The sequence below is a fragment of the Azospirillum thermophilum genome (assembly GCF_003130795.1).
Classification (GTDB): domain Bacteria; phylum Pseudomonadota; class Alphaproteobacteria; order Azospirillales; family Azospirillaceae; genus Azospirillum; species Azospirillum thermophilum.
On record NZ_CP029352.1, the window covers coordinates 442,112 to 461,915 of the forward strand.

Below are 19,804 nucleotides of genomic sequence, written 5' to 3' on the forward strand. Positions count from 1 at the left end.
ATGGCGAACATCGACGATCTGCTGGGAAGCGCCACGTCCAACGACGGCGATCCCGACGCCTTCGCCATCGGCGACGCGCCGGTGGAGATCAAGGTGGTGATCGGCACCGCCATGCTGCGCGTGCGCGACCTGCTGAAGCTCGGCCGCGGCGCCGTCGTGGAACTCGACCGCCAACTGAAGGATCCGACCGACGTCTATGTCGAAGGCGTTCTGGTGGCGCGCGGAGAGGTTGTGATCGTGGACGATAAGATCGGCGTCACCCTGACCGATTTCGTCAAGTCCAGCCGCGAATGGCGGCGCTGAGCGGCAACGCCTTCGATTTGCCTTGTTTCGTTCGATATTGCGACTGTTTGTCCGACTCTCGTCACGGGCCCGCGGCTTGACGGGTGCCGGTTGCCTTTGATTTCGTGGTGTGGTGGCCTGGAGAGCTTGACCCCCGATGCCCCACCCGCAGACCGCCAGCCTGCCGCGCCTGCTGTCCAACCCGCGTGCCGATCACGCGCGGCCCTACGGGCCGTCCGAACGCGCCATCCTCAGCCGGGCCGCCTTCGAGGAGGCGATGGCGGAGATCGGCGCCTGGCCGGGCTATGCGCCGACGCCGCTGCGCTCGCTGCCCGGGCTGGCGCGCGAGGCCGGGATCGACCGCCTCTGGTACAAGGACGAGAGCGCCCGTTTCGCCATGGGCAGCTTCAAGGCGCTGGGCGGCGCCTATGCCGTGCTGCGCCTGCTGGCGCGCGAGGTGACGGCCCGCGTGCCGGGCGTGCCGGTGACGGCGCTGGATCTGGTGGTGGGGCGCCATGCCAAGGTCACCCGCCCGATCACCGTGACGACGGCGACCGACGGCAACCATGGCCGCTCCGTCGCCTGGGGGGCGCAGGTCTTCGGCTGCGGCTGCGTGATCTATGTGCCCGCCGCCTGTTCCGACGGGCGCCGCCGGGCGATCGAGAGCTATGGCGCGCATGTCGTGGTGGTCGAGGGGCTCTATGACGACGCAGTGCGCCGCGCGGCCGAGGATGCGGCGGAGAACGGCTGGTTCGTCGTCTCCGACACCTCCTACACCGGCTACATGGACATCCCGCGCGACGTGATGCAGGGCTACACCGTGATGGTGGAGGAGGCGATCTCCCAGCTTCCCGCCAGCGAGCGGCCGACCCACGTCTTCATCCAGGGCGGCGTCGGCGCCCTGCCCGCCGCGGTCTGCGCCCATCTGTGGGAGAGCTGGGGGCGGCAGCGCCCGCGCCTGGTGGTGGTGGAGCCGCAGTCGGCCGACTGCCTCTACCAGAGCTGCGCCGCCGGACGGCCGGCGCGGGCCGGCGGCGACCTCGACACCGTGATGGCCGGCCTCGCCTGCGGCGAGACCTCGCTGCTCGCCTGGGCGATCCTGGAGCGGGGGGCCGACGATTTCATGACCATTCCGGACGAGGTGGCGGTGCGCACCATGCGCCGGCTGGCCGAGGGCGCCCATGGCGGCCGGCCGATCGTCGCCGGCGAGTCCGGGGTGGCCGGCCTCGCGGCGCTGCTCTGCGCCGCCGGTCATGAGGAGACGCGGCTCGGCCTCGGGCTGGCGCCCGATGCGCGGGTGCTGGTCTTCGGGACGGAGGGGGCGACGGACCCGGCGATCTACGAGGCGCTGGTCGGCCGCTCGCCCGACGCGGTGCTGTCCGGGGCGGATCCGGTCAGCGCAACAGGTCGGTGACGATGTTGGCCCCCTCGGCGGTCAGCCGGGCGGCGTTCTCGCGATAATCCACCGCGCCGGAAAAGCCGCCAGCCGCCTTCACCCGGCCGATCCACACCGGCGAGGCGCCGAGGGCGACCAGACGCTGCACCATCGCCTCGGTCGCGCGCAGGGTCATGCGCCCGTTCTCGGCCAGCCGCGGCGCGTGCACCATGAACTGCGCGGTCGGCGCGGCATAGCGCGGATAGCCGGCCAGATAGAGTCCGACGCACATGCTTTCGCAGGATTCGCCGCCGCGCACGCGGGTGGCGACCGGCCGGCCCGACTGCCGCTCCGCCAGGATGGAGTCGATCATGCGGTAGCCGGCCGAGGTGAAGCCGCCGGGGCTCGACAGTTCCAGGACCAGCGGGCGGCGGGCGGGCAGGGCATGCACCGCATCGGCGAAGCGCCGCTCCACCACCGGGGTGATGATGCCGTCGACCCGCAGCACGGTGACGCCGTCCCTCTCGCTCTGCGCCAGCGTCGCGTCGGGGAAGCCGGGGGCGGCGGGGGCGGGGTTGCCGACCGCGAGGCTGCCGGCGATCCGGCCGTCCGGCCTGCCGTCAATGGCGCCGCCGTCGAGAGCCTTGCCGTCGAAGGAGGCGGCGGCACCGCCCAGCGCCAGAAGCGTGCTCAGCACCAGCATGCCCAGACCCGACCGAACCGCCATCACCAGACCTCCTCAGACCATGGCGGAAGGCTGGGCCGAAATGTTTTCGCCAAGGTTAACGGGGCCTTTGCGCAAAAGTGGTGCCGAAACGATCCGACCGCGCGCCATCTTATTGCCCGGCTTGCGGTATTCCTCCAATATGCACGCCCCACGGACGATGTGTACAGACAATCGAGAGGGACGAGACCGACCATGGCCGAGGCCGCCGCGACGGCGCCCGCCCTGCTGCTCGAGGGCGTGACCTGCACCTTTCCATCCCCCGACGGGCGGGGCCGCACCTACACGGCGGTCCAGGGGGCCAGCTTCACGGTGGCGGACGGCGAGTTCGTCTCCATCGTCGGGCCGACCGGCAGCGGCAAGTCCACGCTGCTGAACGTCGCCGCCGGGCTGCTCGCCCCCAGCGAGGGGCGGGCGCTTGCCTTCGGCGAGCCGATCGGCGGCATCAATCGCCACGCCGGCTACATGTTCCAGGCCGATGCCCTGATGCCGTGGAAGTCGGCGCTGGAGAATGTGGCGGCCGGGCTGGAGTTCCGCGGCGTGCCGCGGCGCGAGGCGGAGGAGCGGGCGCGGCCCTGGCTGGCCCGCGTCGGGCTGGAGCGCTTCGGCGACCGCTACCCGCACCAGCTTTCCGGCGGCATGCGCAAGCGCGTCGCGCTGGCCCAGACGCTGATCGTCGACCCCAGGATCGTGCTGATGGACGAGCCCTTCTCGGCGCTCGACATCCAGACCCGGCAGATGATGGAGAACGAGCTGCTCGACCTGTGGTCGGCCGATCGCAAGTCGGTGGTCTTCATCACCCACGACCTGGAGGAGGCGATCGCCATGTCCGACCGGGTGCTGGTGCTGTCGGCCGGGCCGGGCGCGCGCCTGATCGGCGAGTACCGCATCGCGCTGGAGCGGCCGCGCGACGTGGCCGAGATCCGCATGACCCCGCATTTCCTCGACCTCCACAAGGAGATCTGGGGGCTGCTGCGCGAGGAAGTGCTGAAGGGCTATGCCCAGACCAGGCTGAGGTGAGGACGCGATGGCCGCCCCCCGTTCGAAACGACTGCCCGGCCGCCCGGTGATCCTGCTGCTGCAGGCCGGCGTGCTGGTCGGGTTCTTCCTGCTGTGGCATGTGCTGACGGAGACCAGGATCCTCAGCCCCTTCTTCTTCGGCACGCCGCTGGCGGTGCTGGAGCGCACGGTCAAGGACTTCGCCAGCGGCGTCATCTGGTACCATCTCGGCATCACGCTTCTGGAGACGGCGCTGGCCTTCGCCATCGGCACGGTGGCCGGCATCGCCTTCGGCTTCTGGTTCGCCCGGGCGCCGCTGGTCTCCGTGGTGTTCGACCCCTACATCAAGGCGGTCAACGCGCTGCCCCGCGTGGTGCTGGCGCCGATCTTCGCGCTGTGGCTCGGGCTCGGCATCTGGTCGAAGGTGGCGCTGGGCGTCACGCTGGTCTTCTTCATCGTCTTCTTCAACGTCTACCAGGGCGTGAAGGAGGTCAGCCCGGTCGTGCTGGCCAACGCGCGGATGCTGGGCGCCGGTTCGCGCCAGCTCTTCCGCCACGTCTATCTGCCGTCGGCGCTGTCCTGGGTCTTCTCCTCGCTGCACACCGCCGTGGGCTTCGCCATGGTGGGGGCGGTGGTGGGCGAGTATCTCGGATCCTCGGCCGGTCTCGGCTACCGCATCCATCAGGCCGAGGGCGTGTTCGACACGGTCGGTGTCTTCTCCGGGATGCTGGTGCTGACGATCTTCGTCGTGGTGATCGACGCCGTGGTCACGCTGATCGAGAAGCGCCTGCTGCACTGGCGCCCGCAGGAGGCGCACACGACCAACGCTCAGGGGTAAGGGCAACGCTCAGGGGTAAGGGCAACGCCCCGGGGTAGGAAAACACTCGCCAATCGGGAGGACGACATGGGGTTCAGGAAGCTGATCGCGCTGGCGGCCATGGCGCTGGCGCTCGGTGCCGCGGTGCCGGGGGCCGGCGCCCAGACGGTCGAGAAGAAGGACCTGAAGCTGGCGGTCGGCGGCAAGCCGCTGCTCTACTATCTGCCGCTGACGCTGGCGGAGCGGCTGGGCTATTTCAAGGAGGCGGGGCTCAACGTCGAGATCAGCGATTTCGGCGGCGGAGCCAAGAGCCTGCAGGCACTGATCGGCGGCTCCGCCGACATCGTGACCGGCGCCTATGACCACACCATCCAGATGCAGGCCAAGGGTCAGCCGATCGTCGCGGTGACGCAGCTCGGCCGCTATCCCGGCATCGTGCTGGCCGCCGTCAAGCGGGCCGGCGAGATCAAGTCGATCAAGGAGCTCAAGGGCAAGAAGATCGGCGTGACCGCCCCCGGCTCCTCCACCAACTTCATGGTCAACTACCTGCTGGCCAGGGAAGGGATGAAGCCGGAGGACGTGTCCTTCATCGGCGTCGGCGGCGGTCCCAGCGCCATCGCGGCCATCAAGCGCGGCGAGATCGACGCCATCGCCAACCTGGATCCGGTGATCAGCCAGGCGGAGGCCGACGGCGACATCGCCGTCATCGCCGACACCCGGACGGAGAAGGGGACGCTGGACGTCTATGGCGGCCCCTATCCCGCCGCCGTCCTCTACGCCACCCCCGCCTTCATCGAGGCCAATCCCAAGACCACCCAGGCGCTGGTCGACGTCTTCGTGAAGACCATGCTGTGGCTGAACAAGGCCTCGACCGAGGATGTGCTGAAGGTGCTGCCGGAGGAGTATTTCCTCGGCAACAAGACGCTCTACGCCCAGGCCTTCGAGCATTCCAAGCCGACCTACTCTCCGGACGGCCGCTTCACCCAGGAGGGTGCCGAGGCCGCGCTGAAGGTGCTGAAGGCCTTCGATCCGGCGGTGGCCGCGGCCTCCATCGACCTGTCCAGGACCTACACCAACCGCTATGTCGAGGACTCGCTGAAGCGCCTCGCCAAGTGAGGCCATGCCGGCCGGGCGGCGAATAGCCCCATAAAAAATGTGGATGCGGCATTCTGTCATCCCGCATCCCCGCCCGGCACCCCGCTAGACTGGACAAGATTGGTCCTGATTGAAGCGGAGCGCAGCGATGGCCGAGGTGATCTTCTACGGGCTGGCCGACTGTCCGGCCAACGCCAGGCAGAAACAGCAGCTTCTCGCCGCCGGGCACAGCCTGGTCGAGCGTGATCTGGCGACGGCGGATCTCGACGGGGCGGGCCTGCGGGCCTTCTTCGGCGACCGGCCGGTCGAGTCCTGGTTCAACCGCCGCGCCGCCGCGGTGAGATCCGGCGCCATCCAGCCCGACGCGCTGGAGGAAGGGACGGCGCTGGCTGCCCTGCTGGCCGACCGCGACCTGATCCGCCGTCCGCTGATCCAGGTGGGCGACCGGCGCGAGGCCGGCTTCGACCCCACCCTGCTGCATGGCTGGATCGGCCTGACGGCGGGCGAGAGTTGCGACTCCAAGCATGCCCGCGGCCAGTGCGACCACGGCCACCACCACGTCCACAAGACGCTCTGAAGCCTAGTCGTGCAACGGCGCGTTAAGGCTTTCCCCCGTATGAAGGAACCGGTGCCGTACCGCAGTGCGGCACTGGGCCGGTTTCAGGGGGACAGGACGTGGACGCTGCCGGGACCGACAGGCTGTACGCACCCGCCGCGCCCGACCTGCTGGCGGTGCTGACCGGCGCCGCGCTGACCCTCTGGCTGGCGCTGTCGGGGAGGCCAGCCTGCCCGCTCTGCTCGGCCCGCTGGCCCTGCTGGCCTTCGGCGGCTGGAGCCTGGGACGGACAGGCCGGCTCCGGCGCGCGGCGGAGCGGGCGGAGAGCGATGCGCGGCAGGCGCAGGAGGCGGTGGAGGCCAGCATCCGCCGGGCGCGCGACTTCGCCGACGCCTCCTCCAACTGGTTCTGGGAGACCGATTCCTCCCACCACTACAGCTTCGTGACCGACCGGCTGCGCGACATCCTGGGCGGCGACCCGCCGGCCCTGCTGGGGGAGAGCCTGTTCGACCTGGAGCGCTTCGCCGACGACCGCGGGGCCTGGCGGGACTGCCGGGCCGCCATCGAGGCGGGCGAGCCCTTCCGCGAGCTGGAGGTGGCGGTCGAGGCGGCGGACGGCCGCATCCTGATTCTGCGTCTCAGCGGCAAGCCGGTGCATGACGCGGCGGGCCGCTTCATCGGCTATCGCGGCTGCGGCGTCGACATGACGGCCGAGACGATGGCGCTGATCGAGGCGCGCTTCATGCACACCATCATGCATGACGCGCTGGAGAGCATCTCCGAAGGCTTCGTGCTGTTCGACGCGGAAGGGCGGCTGCTGATCTGCAACGACCGCTACCGGCAGGCCTATCCCAACCTCGCCGACCTGCTGGTTCCCGGCGCCGGTTTCGCCGACATCCTGCGCGCGGCGGCGGAGCGCGGCGGCTACCAGGGCGATCTCGGCCGCTGGGTCGAGGACCGGCTGAAGCGCCACCTCCGCCACTCCGCCCCGGTGGACGGACGCCTGTCGGACGGGCGCTGGTACCGCATCAGCGAGCATGAGACGGGCACCGGCGGCGTCGTGAAGATCCTGATGGACATCACCGAGCTGAAGAACCGGGAGGAGGAGCTGGCCGGCCAGACCCGCCGGCTGGAGCAGACGGTCTCGGCGCTGAGCGAGAGCGAGCGGCGCTACCGCCAGCTCGTCGAACTCGCCCCCTACGGCATCCTGATCTGGGACCGCACGGCGGTCCGCTTCGCCAACGGCGCCGCCGCCACCCTCCTCGGCTTCGGAACCGGGGCCGCGCAGGGCAATGGCCCGATGGCGCTGGAGGGGCTGGCGCTCACCACCTTCCTGGACGGCGATCCGGAGATCGAGCAGACGGTGGCGGCCCTGGCCGACGGCGCCGGGCGGCGGGTCGAGGCGTCGGTCCTGCGCCCGTCCGGCGAGCGGCGGCAGGTGGAGATCGGCGCCAGCCCGGTGGTCTATCACGGCGAACCGGCGATCCTGCTGGTACTGAACGACGTGACCGACCGCCGCCGGGTGGAGGCGGAGCTGCAGCGCGCCCAGAAGATGGAGGCGGTCGGCCGCATGGCCGGCGGCATCGCGCACGAGTTCAACAACATGCTGACCGCCATCGGCGGCTTCGCCCGGCTGGTGGAGCGCAACCCCGGCGACCCCGCCCGCGTGCTGGGCTGCGTGGCGGAGATCGCCAAGGCCTCCGACCGGGCGGCGGCGCTGACGGCGCAGCTCCTCGACTTTTCGCACCGGCGGGTGGGGGAGGAGAAGCAGCTCGTGCCGCTCGCTCCGTTGGTGCGCGACCTGCGCGTCTTCCTGAAGCCGCTGGTCAGCGCCGGCATCGACCTGATCATCGACATCCGCGACGAGGACGCCCATGCCGTCGTCAATCCGGTGACGCTGAACCAGGCGGTGCTGAACCTCGCGCTGAACGCCCGCGACGCCATGCCCGGCGGCGGCCGGCTGACCGTCTCGCTGGAGCTGCTGGTGCCCGACGAGGCGTTCTTCACCCGCCATGCCGGGCTGCCCGACGGGCGCTATGCCGTCATCCGCGTGACAGACGAGGGCTGCGGCGTGCCGGAGGCGATCCGCGACCGCATCTGGGAGCCCTTCTTCACCACCAAGGAACCGGGGAAGGGCACCGGGCTCGGTCTCTGGATGGTCTACGGCACCGCCGGGCAGGCCGGCGGGGCGGTGGAGATGGACAGCCGGCCGGGCGAGGGCAGCAGCTTCGCCATCCTGCTGCCCGCCGTCGAGCCGCCGGCGCAGGGCCGGGCGCTGGAGCCGCTGACCGTGGTGGACGGGGAATGCGCCGCCATCCTGCTGGCGGACGACGAAAGCTCCGTCCGGACCTATCTGCGGCTGGTGCTGGAGGAGGCCGGCTGCACGGTGACCGAGGCGGCCGACGGGGCCGAGGCGCTGGAGCTCTACGACGCGATGGGTGGATTGTTCGACGCGGTGGTGTCGGACCTGTCGATGCCCCGGATGAACGGGACCGAGCTGGGCCGTGCGCTGGAGGAGCGCAATCCGGAGATCCGCATCCTCTACCTGACCGGCTACGCCTCGCGCGAAGCGGCGGCCGGGCTGACGGCGCCGCCGGGCCGCAAGCTGGTGATGAAGCCGGTGGCGCCGGACCGCCTGCTGCAGGCGTTGCGCGACCTGCTGGCCGACTGAGCGCCGACGAGGGGGATGGCATGACGACCGACAGCACCCTGCCCGACGCGCTGGAGGGCGAGGCCACGCCCGAAGCGGTGCCCTGCCGGGAGCCGGCCGATTTCTACGCGCCGCAGGCCCGCGATACCATCGCCCGGCTGTTCCGCCGCTTCCTGGACGAGAATGTGCTGACCGCCAGCGAGCTGCTGCACGGGCCGCGGCATCAGAACGCTCTGTCCAACACGCCGACCTTCGTCGCCGCGCTGCAGCAGACCGAGCGGGCGAGCGGCCGGCGCGGCGTGCTGACCCCGCTGGTCAACGAACTTGCCCGGCTGGCGCGCGAGCGGATCAAGGACAGCCCGCCGCCCGAACTGGCGCCCGACCGCTATGCCGCCACCGCCGCCGGGCTGCTGGCCGACCCGGCGCTCGGCCGGTTCCGGCTGGAGGCGGCGCTGACCCAGCATCTGCAGGCCTGCCGCAACTTCTCGGAAAAGGCGGCGCGGCTGCTCGACCTCGCGGAGGCGACGGAGGACGCCGACGCGCTGGCGCCCATCGAGCGGCTGCTGGGCGAGATCCTGGCGAGCGACGCCGGCTGCGCCTCCTGCGGGCAGGATGCCGCCTTCCCGCGGCTGGTCGAGATGATCGTCACGCTGGTGGCCGCCGACCGCCCCCTGCCGGAGGACGCCCCGCCGGTCTTTCGCCGGCTGGAGACCCTGCTGCGCCGGACCCCGCTGCCCGGCCTGTGCGACAAGCTGATGGCGGCCTTCCGGCGCGAACTCGCCAAGCCCGCCTGCTTCACCATCGCCAGCGCCGGCGACCTGTTCGGCATCGAGTCGGTGCAGCGCGAGATCCTGGCGCTGAGCGAGCTGGCGGGGCGGGTGCGGACGGAGAGCGGCTATATCGGCGGCGCCCGGACCGAGGAGGCGCTGCAGCGCCGCTGCGCCCTGCTGGTGAACGAGGACACGGTGCCGGAGATCACCAAGGGCCGCAGCTTCATCCAGAAGCTGCGCATCCTGTTCGTCCTGCAGAAGATGCCGCTGGCCCCCACCGCGGCGCGGGCGGTGACCGACTATCTGAAGTCCTTCTTCGACAGCCGCGACTTCGCCGGCCGGCTGCTCGACTGCTGGAAGGAGCGCAACGACAAGCTGAAGGGCATCGCCGAAGTGCAGGCGATGGTGCTGGCCAGCACCCTGCCGGAGGAGGAGCGCGAGGCGGCGGCCCATCAGCTCGACGAGGTCCAGAACAGCTTCCTGCGCACCCAGCGCATCCTGCTGCCGCTGCTGGGCAAGACCGACCCGTTTCCCGAGGCGGTGCTGGAGGTGCTGAAGCTGGCCGCCGACGGCGCCTTCTGCACGGGCAAGAGCCGCCAGCAGGCCGCCCGCGCCCTCTACCGCCAGGTGCACCGCCCGCGCTTCATCCGCGCCTTCCTGCTGAGCGTCAGCGGGGCGCGCGAACGCGCCGCCCGCACGACGTGGCTGCGCCAGTCGCTGGGCATGCTGGGCCTGCCCTTCATCGAGCTGGCCGCGCTGAGCGTGCTGGTGGTGGATGACGAGGACGGGCCGCGCAGCTTCGTCGCGACGACCCTGCGCGACCTCGGCATCACCCGCATCGAGGAGGCCCGCGACGGCCAGGAGGCACTGGACCTGCTGTCGGCGCCGGAGGCGCGCTACGACCTGATCATCTGCGACTGGATGATGCCGCGCCTCAGCGGCCTGGAGCTGCTGAAGCGCGTGCGCGAGCGGGACGCGGAGCTGCCGTTCCTGATGGTGACGGCGCTCGCCACGTTGAAGGCGGTCGAACACGCCCTTGCCCACCATGTGAGCGCCTACATCGCGAAGCCCTTCACCCCGACCAGCTTGAGGACAAGGTGCTGGTGGTGCTGGCGCAGCGGACGGGGGAGGGGTGAGGGGATATGTCCTGTGATGGCGGACAGGGTGGGATTCGAACCCACGGTAGGCTCGCACCTACGGCGGTTTTCAAGACCGCTGCCTTAAACCGCTCGGCCACCTGTCCGTTGGGTCTGGCGATATAGAAAGCCGCGGCGCCGGTCAAGAGGCGTTGCGCAGGGCAACGCTCCCTCCGGCCGCCCCGTCCCGGTGTCGCGCGTCACAGGCGGATCGGGCGGCCGAGCTGGCGCAGGCGCTTCACCGGCTTCGGCGGACTCGGGCTGTCGGAGAAGTCGGGGAGGCTGGGGGCGCGGTCGATGGTGCGGCGGACCAGAAGCATCGCCTGATCCAGATCGTCCAGAACCGCCGGCGGCACCCGGTCGGCATAGGGCGGACGAGTCAGGCGGTCGCGGGTCTGCTGCAGCAGGCGCACCTCCGGCTCGAACAGCTCGCGGGCGCCGATCGGAAGGACCTGGTCCTCGCGCATCGTCTCGAAATAACGGCGGGTCGAGGTCACCAGCAGGCCGGTCAACAGCAGGTCCATCCGCTCGAACTCGGCCCGCAGCTCGGTCCGGCGGGCGTCGTCGCTGCCCTGCAGGCGGTCCTCGGTCAGCGCCGTCAGGGCGCGGACCTCCTCCACCTTCTTGCGGAAGTCGAGGAAGGAGGCGAAGCGGTCGTCGCCCATGTCGCGCTGGGCCCGCTCGGCCAGGGCCACGGCCTCGGTGGCCTGCCGCTCGATCGCGGTCAGCAGGCCCCGCACCTCGTCGAGGCTGAATTTGCGTGTCCAAACCATGCCGACCCTGGCCGTCACCCGGATGTCCGTCCGGGTGACTCTAGCGGCAAAGGTTTTAACAAAATGCTGTGCTCACGTTTGCCGCCCTCCGCGCAGCGCGGCGCAAGCCGGCGGGCGGGCGTGAGGCGTCAGCGGTCGCGAAGCTCCAGCACCACCGGCGTGTGGTCCGACGCCTTCTCCGCTCCGCGCGGGCGGCGGTCGATGGTGCAGTCGATCAGCCGGTCGGCCGCCTGGGGCGACAGCAGGAAATGGTCGATGCGCAGGCCCAGGTCCCGCGGCCAGCTTCCGGCCTGATAGTCCCAGAAGGTGTACGCGTGGTCGTCGTCGTGCAGCGCCCTGTACGCCTCGGTCAGACCGAGGTTCAGCAGGGCGCGGAACCTGGCCCGCGTCTGCGGCAGGAACAGGGCGTCGCGGGCGAAGGCGGCCGGGCTGAAGACGTCGCGCGCCTCCGGAATGACGTTGTAGTCGCCGCCCAGCACGAAGGGCACCTCGCGCTCCAGCATGCCGCGGGCGTGCGCGTACAGCCGGTCCATCCAGCGCAGCTTGTACGCGTACTTGTCCCCCGGCGCCGGGTTGCCGTTCGGCAGGTACAGGCTGGCGATGCGCAGGCCCTGCACGGTGGCCTCGACATAGCGGGCCTGCTCGTCCTCCTCCTCGCCGGGCAGGCGGGTCATCACCTCCTCGGCCGGCGTCTTGGACAGCAGGGCGACGCCGTTGTAGGCCTTCTGCCCGACGACGGCGACGTGGTAGCCGAGCTCCTCGAACGCCTCCCGCGGGAAGGCGGCGGTCTCGCATTTGATTTCCTGCAGCAGGACCACGTCGGGGGAGGCGGCGCGCAGCCAGTCGGTGATCAGCGCAAGCCGCGCCTTCGCCGAATTGACGTTCCAGGTGGCGATCTTCAAGGCGTCGGATCCGGCCGTCAGACGGCGAAGGAGTTGCCGCAGCCGCAGGATGCGGTGGCGTTGGGGTTCTTGATCTGGAAGGAGGCGCCGATCAGGTCCTCCACATAGTCCAGCGTCGCCCCGGCCAGCAGGTCGAGCGAGCAGTCGTCGGTGACGATCTTCGTCCCGTCCTTCTCGAAGACGTGGTCGTCCTCGTTCACCGTGTCGTCGAAGCCGAAGCCGTATTGGAAGCCGGAGCAGCCGCCGCCGGAAACGGTCAGCCGCAGCATCAGGGCCGGATTGCCCTCCTGCCGGATCAAAAAGGCGACGCGGCGGGCGGCGCTGTCGCTGATCCCGAGGACGCGGGCGTCGGTCGGGACCGGGGTGGCGGTGTCGGGCATGGGCCGGACCTCCTGGGGGAATGCGGTGCGGAAAGGCTCGGTCATGAATGTAAGGGGAGGCGGCGGCTTCGTCAAAGTTCGGGCAGGGCTGCGGCCGGCGCGGGGAGCGTGCGGGAGACTCGGGCCGTGCCGGTCCGCGCCCTGTCCGCCTTCGCCGTTGCGCCGGCCGGCCCCCATGGGTAGTGTCCGCGCCATGACGGCGGAATTCCCCCACGGCCGGCCGGCCCCCTATGCCTGCGACCCGGATCACACCCGCGGCCGGCTGGTGGCGGAGCCCGAAAGCCCGACTCGCTCGTGCTTCCAGCGCGACCGCGACCGCATCGTGCATTCCGGCGCCTTCCGCAAGCTGAAGTACAAGACGCAGGTCTTCGTCTACCACGAGGGCGATTATTACCGCACCCGGCTGACCCACAGCCTGGAGGTGGCGCAGATCGCCCGCTCGATCTCGCGCACGCTGGGGCTGAACGAGGATCTGGCGGAGGCGGTGGCGCTGGCCCACGACCTGGGCCACACCCCCTTCGGCCATGCCGGCGAGGATGCGCTGAACGCCTGCATGGCGCCCTACGGCGGCTTCGCCCACAACGACCAGACGCTGCGCATCCTGACGATGCTGGAGCGGCGCTACGCCGACTTCGACGGGCTGAACCTGACCTGGGAAGCGCTGGAAGGGGTGGTCAAGCACAACGGCCCGCTGCTGCCGCTGCCGCCCGGCGAGCGGCTGCCGACGACGCTGGAGTCCTTCCAGCGGGTGTGGGACCTGGAGCTGCATACCAATCCGGGCATCGAGGCGCAGGTGGCGGCGTTGGCCGACGACATCGCCTACAACAACCACGACATCGACGACGGCCTGCGTGCCGGCCTGTTCACGGTGGACGAGGTGGCGGAGCTGCCGCTGGTCGGCCCGGTGGTCCGGCAGGTCTGCGACCGCTATCCCGGGCTGGAGCGCTCCCGCCTGATCCACGAGACGATCCGGCGCATGATCAACGACATGGTCACCGACCTGCTGGCGGAGACGCGGCGGCGGCTCGACCGCCACCGGCCGGGCAGCGCCGCCGAGCTGCGCGCCCTGCCCGAGGCGATGGTCAGCTTCTCCCCCGACATGCTGGAGGCGCAGAAGCCGCTGCGCGCCTTCCTGCGCAAGCGGATGTACCGCCATTACCGGGTCAACCGGGAGATGAGCAAGTGCAAGCGCGTCGTGACGGCCCTGTTCGAGCTGTTCATGGCGGAGCCCAACACCCTGCCCACCCAGTGGCAGCAGGAGATCGCGGCCGGGGGCGGCGATACGGACCTTGTGGTGCGGGCGCGCCATGTGGCCGATTATATCGCCGGCATGACCGACCGCTACGCGCTGGCCGAGTACGGCCGCCTTTTCGACATGGACGCCAAGACCTAAGACGATGAATATTTTCAAGGCCTTCGAGACCGACATCCGCAAGCTGCTCGACGAGCTGGCCGCCGAGGGCGCGATCCCCTCGGGGCTGGACACCAGCCGCCTGACGGTGGAGCCGCCGCGCGAGGCCGCCCATGGCGACCTGTCGACCAACGCGGCGATGATCCTGGCCAAGCCCGCCGGCAAGCCGCCCCGCGCCCTGGCCGAGCTGCTGGTCGCCAAGCTGAAGGCGCGTCCGGACGTCACCAGTGTCGAGATCGCGGGTCCCGGCTTCGTGAACCTGCGCCTGTCGCCCGGCGTCTGGCGCGACCGCATCCGCGACGTGCTGACCGCCGGCACCGCCTACGGCGACAGCGACATGGGCCGCGGCGAGCCGGTGAACGTCGAGTATGTCTCGGCCAACCCGACCGGCCCGCTGCATGCCGCCCACGGCCGCGGCGCGGTGTTCGGCGACGCGCTCGCCTCGCTGCTGCACAAGGCCGGCCACGCCGTCACCCGCGAGTACTACATCAACGACGCCGGCGCGCAGGTCGACGTGCTGGCCCGCTCCACCTTCCTGCGCTACCGCGAGGCGCTGGGCGAGGACATCGGCGAGATCCCGGCCGGCCTCTATCCCGGCGAGTATCTGAAGGAGGTCGGGCAGGCGCTGGCCGAGCGCGACGGCGCCAGGTGGGTCGGAACCGACGAGTCCGAGTGGCTGCCGGCCTGCCGCGGCTTCGCCATCGACATGATCATGGGCTGGATCCGCGAGGATCTGGGCGTGCTGGGCGTGAAGATGGACGTCTACAGCTCCGAACGCGCGCTGGTCGCGGCGGGGGCGGTGGACACCGCGCTGAAGACGCTGGAGGACCGCGGCCTGATCTATGTCGGCGTGCTGGAGCCGCCGAAGGGCAAGAAGCCCGACGACTGGGAGCCGCGGCCGCAGACCCTGTTCAAGTCCACCGGATTCGGCGACGACGTGGACCGGCCGCTGAAGAAGTCGGACGGCAGCTTCACCTATTTCTCCAACGACATCGCCTACCACTACGACAAGTACCGGCGCGGCTGCGGCGCGCTGATCGACGTGTGGGGCGCCGACCACGGCGGCTACGTCAAGCGCATGCAGGCGGCCACCACGGCGATCACCGAGGGCAAGGCGGCGCTGGACGTGAAGCTGTGCCAGCTCGTCCACCTGATGCAGAACGGCCAGCCGGTGAAGATGTCCAAGCGGGCCGGCACCTTCGTCACGCTGCGCGACGTGATCGAGGCGGTGGGCAAGGACGTCGTCCGCTTCATCATGCTGACCCGGCGCAACGACCAGACGCTGGAGTTCGACTACGCCAAGGTGACCGAGCAGTCGAAGGACAACCCGGTCTTCTACGTGCAGTACGCGCACGCCCGCATCCGTTCGGTGCTACGCCATGCCGCCGCCGCCATGCCGGGCGCCGACCTGTCGCCGGCGGCGCTGGCGGCCCGCGCCGACCTCGCCCGCCTCGACGCCGAGGAGGAGATGGCGCTGGCCCGCCGCATGGCCTCCTGGCCGCGGCTGGTCGAGGCGGCGGCCGAGGCGCATGAGCCGCACCGCGTCGCCTTCTACCTCTACGACCTCGCCAGCGACTTCCACGCCCTGTGGAACAAGGGCAAGGAGGACACCACGCTCCGCTTCCTGGTCGAGGGCGACGAGGAGGTGACGGTGGCCCGTCTGGCGCTGATCAGCGCGGTCGCCACCGTGATCGCCTCCGGCCTCGCCGTGATGGGGGTGGAGCCGGTGGAGGAGATGCGCTCGTGAAGTATGAGGGCGACGTGAACTACGCGACGGATCCCTACGGCTACCGCCCGGCGCAGGCGCCCAACCGGCGCGGGCTGTGGACGCTCGGCTTCGCCGTGGTGGGGATCGTCGCCTTCGCCGGGACCATCCTCGTCGCCTACCGCGGCGGCGACCGCCTGTCGGCCGACGGTACCCCGCCGCTGCTGACCGCCGACCCGTCGCCGGCCAAGTCCAGGCCCGAACAGCCGGGCGGGCTGGAGGTGCCGCACCAGGACAAGCTGGTCTACCAGCGGCTGAACGAGCGTACCACCCAGCCGAACATCGAACGGCTGCTGCCGCCGCCGGAGACCCCGCTGCCGCGCCCGGTGGTGACGCCGTCGATGCCGTCCCCGCCGCCGCTGCCCTCCGCCCCGTCGATCGGGCAGCTTCCGCCGGGTTCGACCGCCACGGTGCCGCGCGAGCAGGTGGAGGCGCCGCCTGCCGGCGATGCCGCCGCTTCGGCCGCTGCGGCGGCATCGCCGGCGCCCGCCGCTGCCGCCCCCGCCGCTCCGGGCGTCAAGCCCGCCCCGGCCGCCAAGCCGGCGGCCCCGGTGCAGAGCGCGGCGCTGCCCTCGCCCCCGCCCGGCGGGAAGCCCGCCGCGGCGTCGCAGCCGGCGGCTCCGCCGGCCGCCAAGGCCCCCGCTCCGGCGCCGCAGGCTGCCGCCCCGCAACCCACCAAATCCGAACAGGCCAAATCCGAACAGACCAAACCCGCTGCGGCCGGCGGATCGGGCGGCTGGCGCGTGCAGCTCGCCTCGGTGAAGAGCGAGACGGAGGCCGCCGCGGAGTGGAAGCGCCTCGCCGGCAAGTACGGCGGCGCGCTCGGCGGGCTGAGCTTCCAGGTCGCCAGGGTCGATCTCGGCGAGAAGGGGATCTTCTACCGCGTGCAGGGCGGCGGGCTGGACGAGACGCGCGCCAAGTCGGTGTGCGCCCAGCTCCGGTCGCAGAATGTGGGGTGCGTGGTTGTCCGTCCCTGAGGCGCAGAGGCCGCGCGCGGTTGTCTTCGGCTGCGCCGGGCTGGAGCTGGAGGCGGCGGAGGCCGCCTTCTTCCGCGATGCCGATCCGCTCGGCTTCATCCTGTTCCGCCGCAACTGCGACACGCCCGACCAGGTGCGGGCTCTGGTCGCCGCGATGCGCGAGTCGGTCGGACGGCCGGACGCCCCGGTCCTGATCGACCAGGAGGGCGGCCGGGTCGCCCGCATGCGTCCGCCGCACTGGGCGGCGCATCCGCCGATGCGCGTCTTCGGCGAACTGGCCGCCCGCGACCGCGCCGCCGGGCGCGAGGCCGCCTGGATCAACGGGCGGCTGCTGGCGGCGATGCTGGCGGACGCCGGCGTGACGGTCGATTGCGCGCCGGTCTGCGACGTGCCGGTGGAAGGCGCCCACGACATCATCGGCGACCGCGCCTTCTCCCGCGATCCCGCCCTGGTGGCCGAGCTTGCCCGCGCCATGGGGGAGGGGCTGCTGGCCGGCGGCGTGCTGCCGGTGGTCAAGCACATCCCCGGCCACGGCCGCGCCTTCGCCGACAGCCATGCCGAGCTGCCGGTGGTCGAGGCCAGCCGGGCGGAGCTGGAGGCGACCGACTTCGCGCCCTTCCGCGCGCTGGCCGACCTGCCGCTGGGCATGGTGGCGCATGTGGTGCTGAAGGCCGTCGACCCCGATGCGCCGGCCAGCACCTCGGCCATCGTGATGCGCGAGGTGGTGCGCGGGCCGGCCATCGGCTTCGGCGGACTGCTGTTCAGCGACGACCTGTCGATGGGCGCCCTGAAGGGCGACATGGGCGAGCGGGCGCGTTCCGTGCTGGCCGCGGGGCTGGATATCGTGCTCCACTGCAACGGCGTCATGGCGGAGATGGAGACGGTCGCGGCCGTCGTCCCGCCGATGGGCGACGAGACGGCCCGGCGCTGGGCGCGGGCCGAGGCGGCGCGCGGCCGGCCGCAGCCGGCGGACCTGGAGCAACTGACCGCCCGCCTTGCCGAGTTGCTCGGCATGGCCGCGGCCTGACGGGAGGGTGCGGGTGGAGCAGTGGATCTTCAGCGTGACCGCGGTGGCGCTTCCGGCCATCCTCGCGATCACGCTGCACGAGGCGGCGCACGGCTATGTCGCCTGGCGTCTCGGCGACGATACCGCCTACCGCATGGGCCGGGTCACCTTCAATCCGTTGCGCCACATCGACCCGCTCGGCACCGTGCTGCTGCCGGCGGTGATGTATTTCACCACCGGCTTCCTGTTCGGCTGGGCCAAGCCGGTGCCGGTCAATTTCAGCCGCCTCGACCATCCGCGCCGCGACATGGTGTGGGTGGCGCTGGCCGGGCCGGGGACGAACTTCCTGCTCGCCGTGCTGTCGGCCGTGGTCTGGGGCTTCACCGGCGAGGACGGCGGTCCGGCCGAGCAGTGGCTCGCCATGGCGATGCAGGTGTCGATCCTCATCAACGTCATCCTGATGGTGTTCAACCTGATCCCGCTGCCGCCGCTCGACGGCGGCCGGGTGGCGGTCGGCGTCCTGCCCGACGCGCTGGCCTTCCCGCTGGCGCGGCTGGAGCGGTTCGGCCTGCCGATCCTGCTGGCCGCCTTCTTCCTGCTGCCCATGCTGGGCCGGCAGATCGGCGTGAACCTGAATCTGGTCGGCTGGGTCCTCGGGCCGCCGGTCGACGCGGTGATCAACTTCATCCTGATGCTGACCGGGAATGACTGACGACGTCGCCGGACAGGTTGGCCAAGGAGCCGGCAAAGGGGCAGACGGCGGTCCCGACCCGGTCCTCGAACCGCTGGTGCTGGTGCTGGACGGGTTCGAGGGGCCGCTCGACATGCTGCTGGCGCTGGCGCGCGAGCAGAAGGTCGACCTGACGCGCATCTCCATCCTGCAGCTCGCCGACCAGTATCTCACCTTCGTGGCCGAGGCGCGGCGGGTCCGGCTGGAACTGGCGGCCGACTATCTGGTGATGGCGGCCTGGCTCGCCTACCTGAAGTCCCGCCTGCTGATCCCCGAGCCCGAGGGGGAGGAGCCGTCCGGCGAGGACATGGCGGCGGCGCTGGCCTTCCAGCTCCAGCGGCTGGAGGCGATGAAGGCAGCGGCCGACCGGCTGATGGCCCGGCCCCGGCTGGGGCGCGACGTCTTCGCGCGTGGTGCGCCCGAGGACATCGACATCCGCCGCAAGTCGGTCTTCGAGGTGAGCCTCTATGACCTGCTGAAGGCCTATGGCGAGCATCGCAAGCGACAGGAGACCTCGGTCCTCCACATCGCGCCGGTGCGGCTCTACTCCATCGAGGACGCGGTGCAGCGCCTGTCGGAGATGCTCGGCCGCATGCCGGACTGGGCGACCCTGTCGAGCTTCCTGCCCGCCGACGGCGGGGGCGAGCTGCTGAGCCGCTCGTCGCTCGCCGCCCATTTCGTGGCGACGCTGGAACTCGCCAAGGCCGGCCGGATCGAGCTGCGCCAGGACGGGGCCTTCGCCCCCCTCTATGTCCGCCGGGCCGGGACGCGTCCGGACGAGTGAACGGGTAGCCGAGACGATGATCAAGGAAGTCACCAACGCCGAAGAGGTCGAGGCCCGCATCGCCAAGCTGCGGCTGCTCGAGGCCCTGCTGTTCGCCTCGGCCGACCCGCTCGACGAGGAGACGCTGGCCGGCCGGCTGGGGGCCGGGACCGACGTCGCCGGACTGCTGGACGAGCTGCGTGCCCATTATGCGCCGCGCGGCGTCAACCTCGTGCGGACCGGGGCGGGATGGTCCTTCCGCACCGCCATGGATCTGGCGCCCCTGCTGCGCCAGGAGGAGGAGGTTTCCAAGAAGCTGTCCCGCGCCGCCATCGAGACGCTGGCGATCATCGCCTACCACCAGCCGGTGACGCGGGCGGAGATCGAGTCGATCCGCGGGGTGGCGACCAGCAAGGGCACGCTCGACATCCTGATGGAGCATGGCTGGATCCGCCCCGGCCGCCGCCGGGAAACGCCCGGCCGGCCGCTGACCTGGGTGACCACCGACCACTTCCTCGACCATTTCGGGCTGGAGACGCTGCGCGACCTGCCGGGGGTCGAGGATCTGCGCGCCGCCGGCCTGCTCGACTCCCGACCCGTGCTGCTCGGGCTGGGCACCGGGGAGGCCGACGGCGGCCCCGCTGCCGGCGAAGCGGACGATGAGGACTGAACGGAAGGTATCACAATACCGCG

At 71.1% G+C, this 19,804-nt stretch carries 18 protein-coding genes, 1 tRNA gene and 1 pseudogene; 15 read left to right on the forward strand and 5 right to left on the reverse strand.

Annotated features, from left to right (window positions below; all coding sequences use genetic code 11):
* Both fliN and DEW08_RS01975 read left to right on the forward strand, forming a co-directional pair.
* Positions 1 to 303 (forward strand): flagellar motor switch protein FliN, encoded by a 303-nt coding sequence (gene fliN, locus DEW08_RS01970; protein WP_109324044.1) that lies wholly within the window; start codon positions 1 to 3, stop codon positions 301 to 303.
* A 136-nt stretch (positions 304 to 439) separates the two neighbouring features.
* A complete protein-coding gene (locus DEW08_RS01975) occupies positions 440 to 1,696 on the forward strand; it encodes a diaminopropionate ammonia-lyase (protein ID WP_109324046.1) in 1,257 nt (418 codons plus the stop codon).
* Here the strand turns inward: DEW08_RS01975 and DEW08_RS01980 are convergent.
* Positions 1,677 to 2,384, reverse strand: a complete 708-nt coding sequence (locus DEW08_RS01980) for an ATP-dependent Clp protease proteolytic subunit (protein ID WP_109324047.1) — start codon at positions 2,382 to 2,384, stop codon at positions 1,677 to 1,679. The two genes, DEW08_RS01975 and DEW08_RS01980, sit on opposite strands and share 20 nt — an antisense overlap.
* Positions 2,385 to 2,576: 192 nt before the next feature.
* On the opposite strand from DEW08_RS01980, the gene DEW08_RS01985 reads away from it, so the two are divergent.
* From DEW08_RS01985 to DEW08_RS31890, 6 genes and pseudogenes are all read left to right on the forward strand, one after another.
* Entirely contained in the window at positions 2,577 to 3,401 is an 825-nt protein-coding gene (locus DEW08_RS01985) for an ABC transporter ATP-binding protein (RefSeq protein WP_109324048.1), read from the forward strand.
* 7 nt (positions 3,402 to 3,408) lie between these two features.
* Positions 3,409 to 4,218, forward strand: coding sequence for an ABC transporter permease (locus DEW08_RS01990; protein WP_109324050.1), 810 nt, complete (start codon positions 3,409 to 3,411; stop codon positions 4,216 to 4,218).
* A 66-nt stretch (positions 4,219 to 4,284) separates the two neighbouring features.
* Positions 4,285 to 5,313 carry an ABC transporter substrate-binding protein gene (locus tag DEW08_RS01995; protein WP_109324056.1) on the forward strand — a complete coding sequence of 343 codons (1,029 nt, stop codon included), beginning with the start codon at positions 4,285 to 4,287 and terminating at the stop codon, positions 5,311 to 5,313.
* 127 nt (positions 5,314 to 5,440) lie between these two features.
* Positions 5,441 to 5,869, forward strand: a complete 429-nt coding sequence (locus DEW08_RS02000; RefSeq protein ID WP_109324057.1) for an ArsC/Spx/MgsR family protein — start codon at positions 5,441 to 5,443, stop codon at positions 5,867 to 5,869.
* A 331-nt stretch (positions 5,870 to 6,200) separates the two neighbouring features.
* The gene (locus tag DEW08_RS02005) at positions 6,201 to 8,519 is read left to right on the forward strand and encodes a PAS domain-containing hybrid sensor histidine kinase/response regulator (RefSeq protein ID WP_168220235.1); all 2,319 of its coding nucleotides are present in this window, start codon (positions 6,201 to 6,203) and stop codon (positions 8,517 to 8,519) included.
* Positions 8,520 to 9,991: 1,472 nt separating this feature from the next.
* Positions 9,992 to 10,306, forward strand: a pseudogene (locus tag DEW08_RS31890) (response regulator); the annotation flags it as partial.
* Positions 10,307 to 10,421: 115 nt separating this feature from the next.
* Here DEW08_RS31890 and DEW08_RS02015 read toward each other — a convergent pair.
* The 4 genes from DEW08_RS02015 to erpA all read right to left on the reverse strand — a co-directional run bounded on the left by DEW08_RS02015 (position 10,422) and on the right by erpA (position 12,459).
* Positions 10,422 to 10,511 (reverse strand) — tRNA-Ser (locus DEW08_RS02015).
* A 93-nt stretch (positions 10,512 to 10,604) separates the two neighbouring features.
* Complete coding sequence (locus tag DEW08_RS02020; protein ID WP_109325238.1) at positions 10,605 to 11,177, reverse strand: hypothetical protein; 573 nt, start codon at positions 11,175 to 11,177, stop codon at positions 10,605 to 10,607.
* 128 nt (positions 11,178 to 11,305) lie between these two features.
* Positions 11,306 to 12,079, reverse strand: a complete 774-nt coding sequence (locus tag DEW08_RS02025; RefSeq protein ID WP_109324059.1) for an exodeoxyribonuclease III — start codon at positions 12,077 to 12,079, stop codon at positions 11,306 to 11,308.
* A gap of 17 nt (positions 12,080 to 12,096) precedes the next feature.
* Positions 12,097 to 12,459 (reverse strand): iron-sulfur cluster insertion protein ErpA, encoded by a 363-nt coding sequence (gene erpA, locus DEW08_RS02030; RefSeq protein WP_109325239.1) that lies wholly within the window; start codon positions 12,457 to 12,459, stop codon positions 12,097 to 12,099.
* Between the two features lie 193 nt (positions 12,460 to 12,652).
* Between erpA and DEW08_RS02035 the strand changes: the two genes are divergently transcribed.
* Genes DEW08_RS02035 through scpB form a run of 7 tightly spaced genes read left to right on the forward strand, consistent with a single transcriptional unit; the run spans position 12,653 to position 19,781 of the window.
* Positions 12,653 to 13,852 carry a deoxyguanosinetriphosphate triphosphohydrolase gene (locus DEW08_RS02035; protein ID WP_109324062.1) on the forward strand — a complete coding sequence of 400 codons (1,200 nt, stop codon included), beginning with the start codon at positions 12,653 to 12,655 and terminating at the stop codon, positions 13,850 to 13,852.
* A 4-nt stretch (positions 13,853 to 13,856) separates the two neighbouring features.
* The gene (argS, locus tag DEW08_RS02040) at positions 13,857 to 15,617 is read left to right on the forward strand and encodes an arginine--tRNA ligase (RefSeq protein ID WP_109324063.1); all 1,761 of its coding nucleotides are present in this window, start codon (positions 13,857 to 13,859) and stop codon (positions 15,615 to 15,617) included.
* On the forward strand, positions 15,614 to 16,612 hold the full coding sequence (locus DEW08_RS02045; protein WP_109324064.1) for an SPOR domain-containing protein: 999 nt from the start codon (positions 15,614 to 15,616) through the stop codon (positions 16,610 to 16,612). The genes argS and DEW08_RS02045 overlap by 4 nt, the downstream gene beginning before the upstream one ends.
* Positions 16,584 to 17,639, forward strand: a complete 1,056-nt coding sequence (nagZ, locus tag DEW08_RS02050; RefSeq protein ID WP_109324065.1) for a beta-N-acetylhexosaminidase — start codon at positions 16,584 to 16,586, stop codon at positions 17,637 to 17,639. Before DEW08_RS02045 ends, nagZ begins: the two co-directional genes overlap by 29 nt.
* A gap of 13 nt (positions 17,640 to 17,652) precedes the next feature.
* Positions 17,653 to 18,330 (forward strand): site-2 protease family protein, encoded by a 678-nt coding sequence (locus DEW08_RS02055; protein WP_109324066.1) that lies wholly within the window; start codon positions 17,653 to 17,655, stop codon positions 18,328 to 18,330.
* Positions 18,323 to 19,132, forward strand: coding sequence for a segregation and condensation protein A (locus DEW08_RS02060; protein WP_109324067.1), 810 nt, complete (start codon positions 18,323 to 18,325; stop codon positions 19,130 to 19,132). Before DEW08_RS02055 ends, DEW08_RS02060 begins: the two co-directional genes overlap by 8 nt.
* A 16-nt stretch (positions 19,133 to 19,148) precedes the next feature.
* Complete coding sequence (gene scpB / locus DEW08_RS02065) at positions 19,149 to 19,781, forward strand: SMC-Scp complex subunit ScpB (RefSeq protein ID WP_109324068.1); 633 nt, start codon at positions 19,149 to 19,151, stop codon at positions 19,779 to 19,781.
* Positions 19,782 to 19,804: the final 23 nt, after the last annotated feature.

Coding starts and splice junctions, on each gene's coding strand:
- DEW08_RS01995 (WP_109324056.1), top strand. CDS start 4,285: ATGGGGTTCAGGAAGCTGATCGCGCTGGCGGCCATGGCGCTGGCGCTC.
- DEW08_RS02060 (WP_109324067.1), top strand. CDS start 18,323: ATGACTGACGACGTCGCCGGACAGGTTGGCCAAGGAGCCGGCAAAGGG.
- DEW08_RS02035 (WP_109324062.1), top strand. CDS start 12,653: ATGACGGCGGAATTCCCCCACGGCCGGCCGGCCCCCTATGCCTGCGAC.
- scpB (WP_109324068.1), top strand. CDS start 19,149: ATGATCAAGGAAGTCACCAACGCCGAAGAGGTCGAGGCCCGCATCGCC.
- DEW08_RS01980 (WP_109324047.1), bottom strand. CDS start 2,384: ATGGCGGTTCGGTCGGGTCTGGGCATGCTGGTGCTGAGCACGCTTCTG.
- DEW08_RS02020 (WP_109325238.1), bottom strand. CDS start 11,177: ATGGTTTGGACACGCAAATTCAGCCTCGACGAGGTGCGGGGCCTGCTG.
- erpA (WP_109325239.1), bottom strand. CDS start 12,459: ATGCCCGACACCGCCACCCCGGTCCCGACCGACGCCCGCGTCCTCGGG.
- fliN (WP_109324044.1), top strand. CDS start 1: ATGGCGAACATCGACGATCTGCTGGGAAGCGCCACGTCCAACGACGGC.
- DEW08_RS01975 (WP_109324046.1), top strand. CDS start 440: ATGCCCCACCCGCAGACCGCCAGCCTGCCGCGCCTGCTGTCCAACCCG.
- DEW08_RS02000 (WP_109324057.1), top strand. CDS start 5,441: ATGGCCGAGGTGATCTTCTACGGGCTGGCCGACTGTCCGGCCAACGCC.
- nagZ (WP_109324065.1), top strand. CDS start 16,584: ATGTGGGGTGCGTGGTTGTCCGTCCCTGAGGCGCAGAGGCCGCGCGCG.
- DEW08_RS01990 (WP_109324050.1), top strand. CDS start 3,409: ATGGCCGCCCCCCGTTCGAAACGACTGCCCGGCCGCCCGGTGATCCTG.
- argS (WP_109324063.1), top strand. CDS start 13,857: ATGAATATTTTCAAGGCCTTCGAGACCGACATCCGCAAGCTGCTCGAC.
- DEW08_RS01985 (WP_109324048.1), top strand. CDS start 2,577: ATGGCCGAGGCCGCCGCGACGGCGCCCGCCCTGCTGCTCGAGGGCGTG.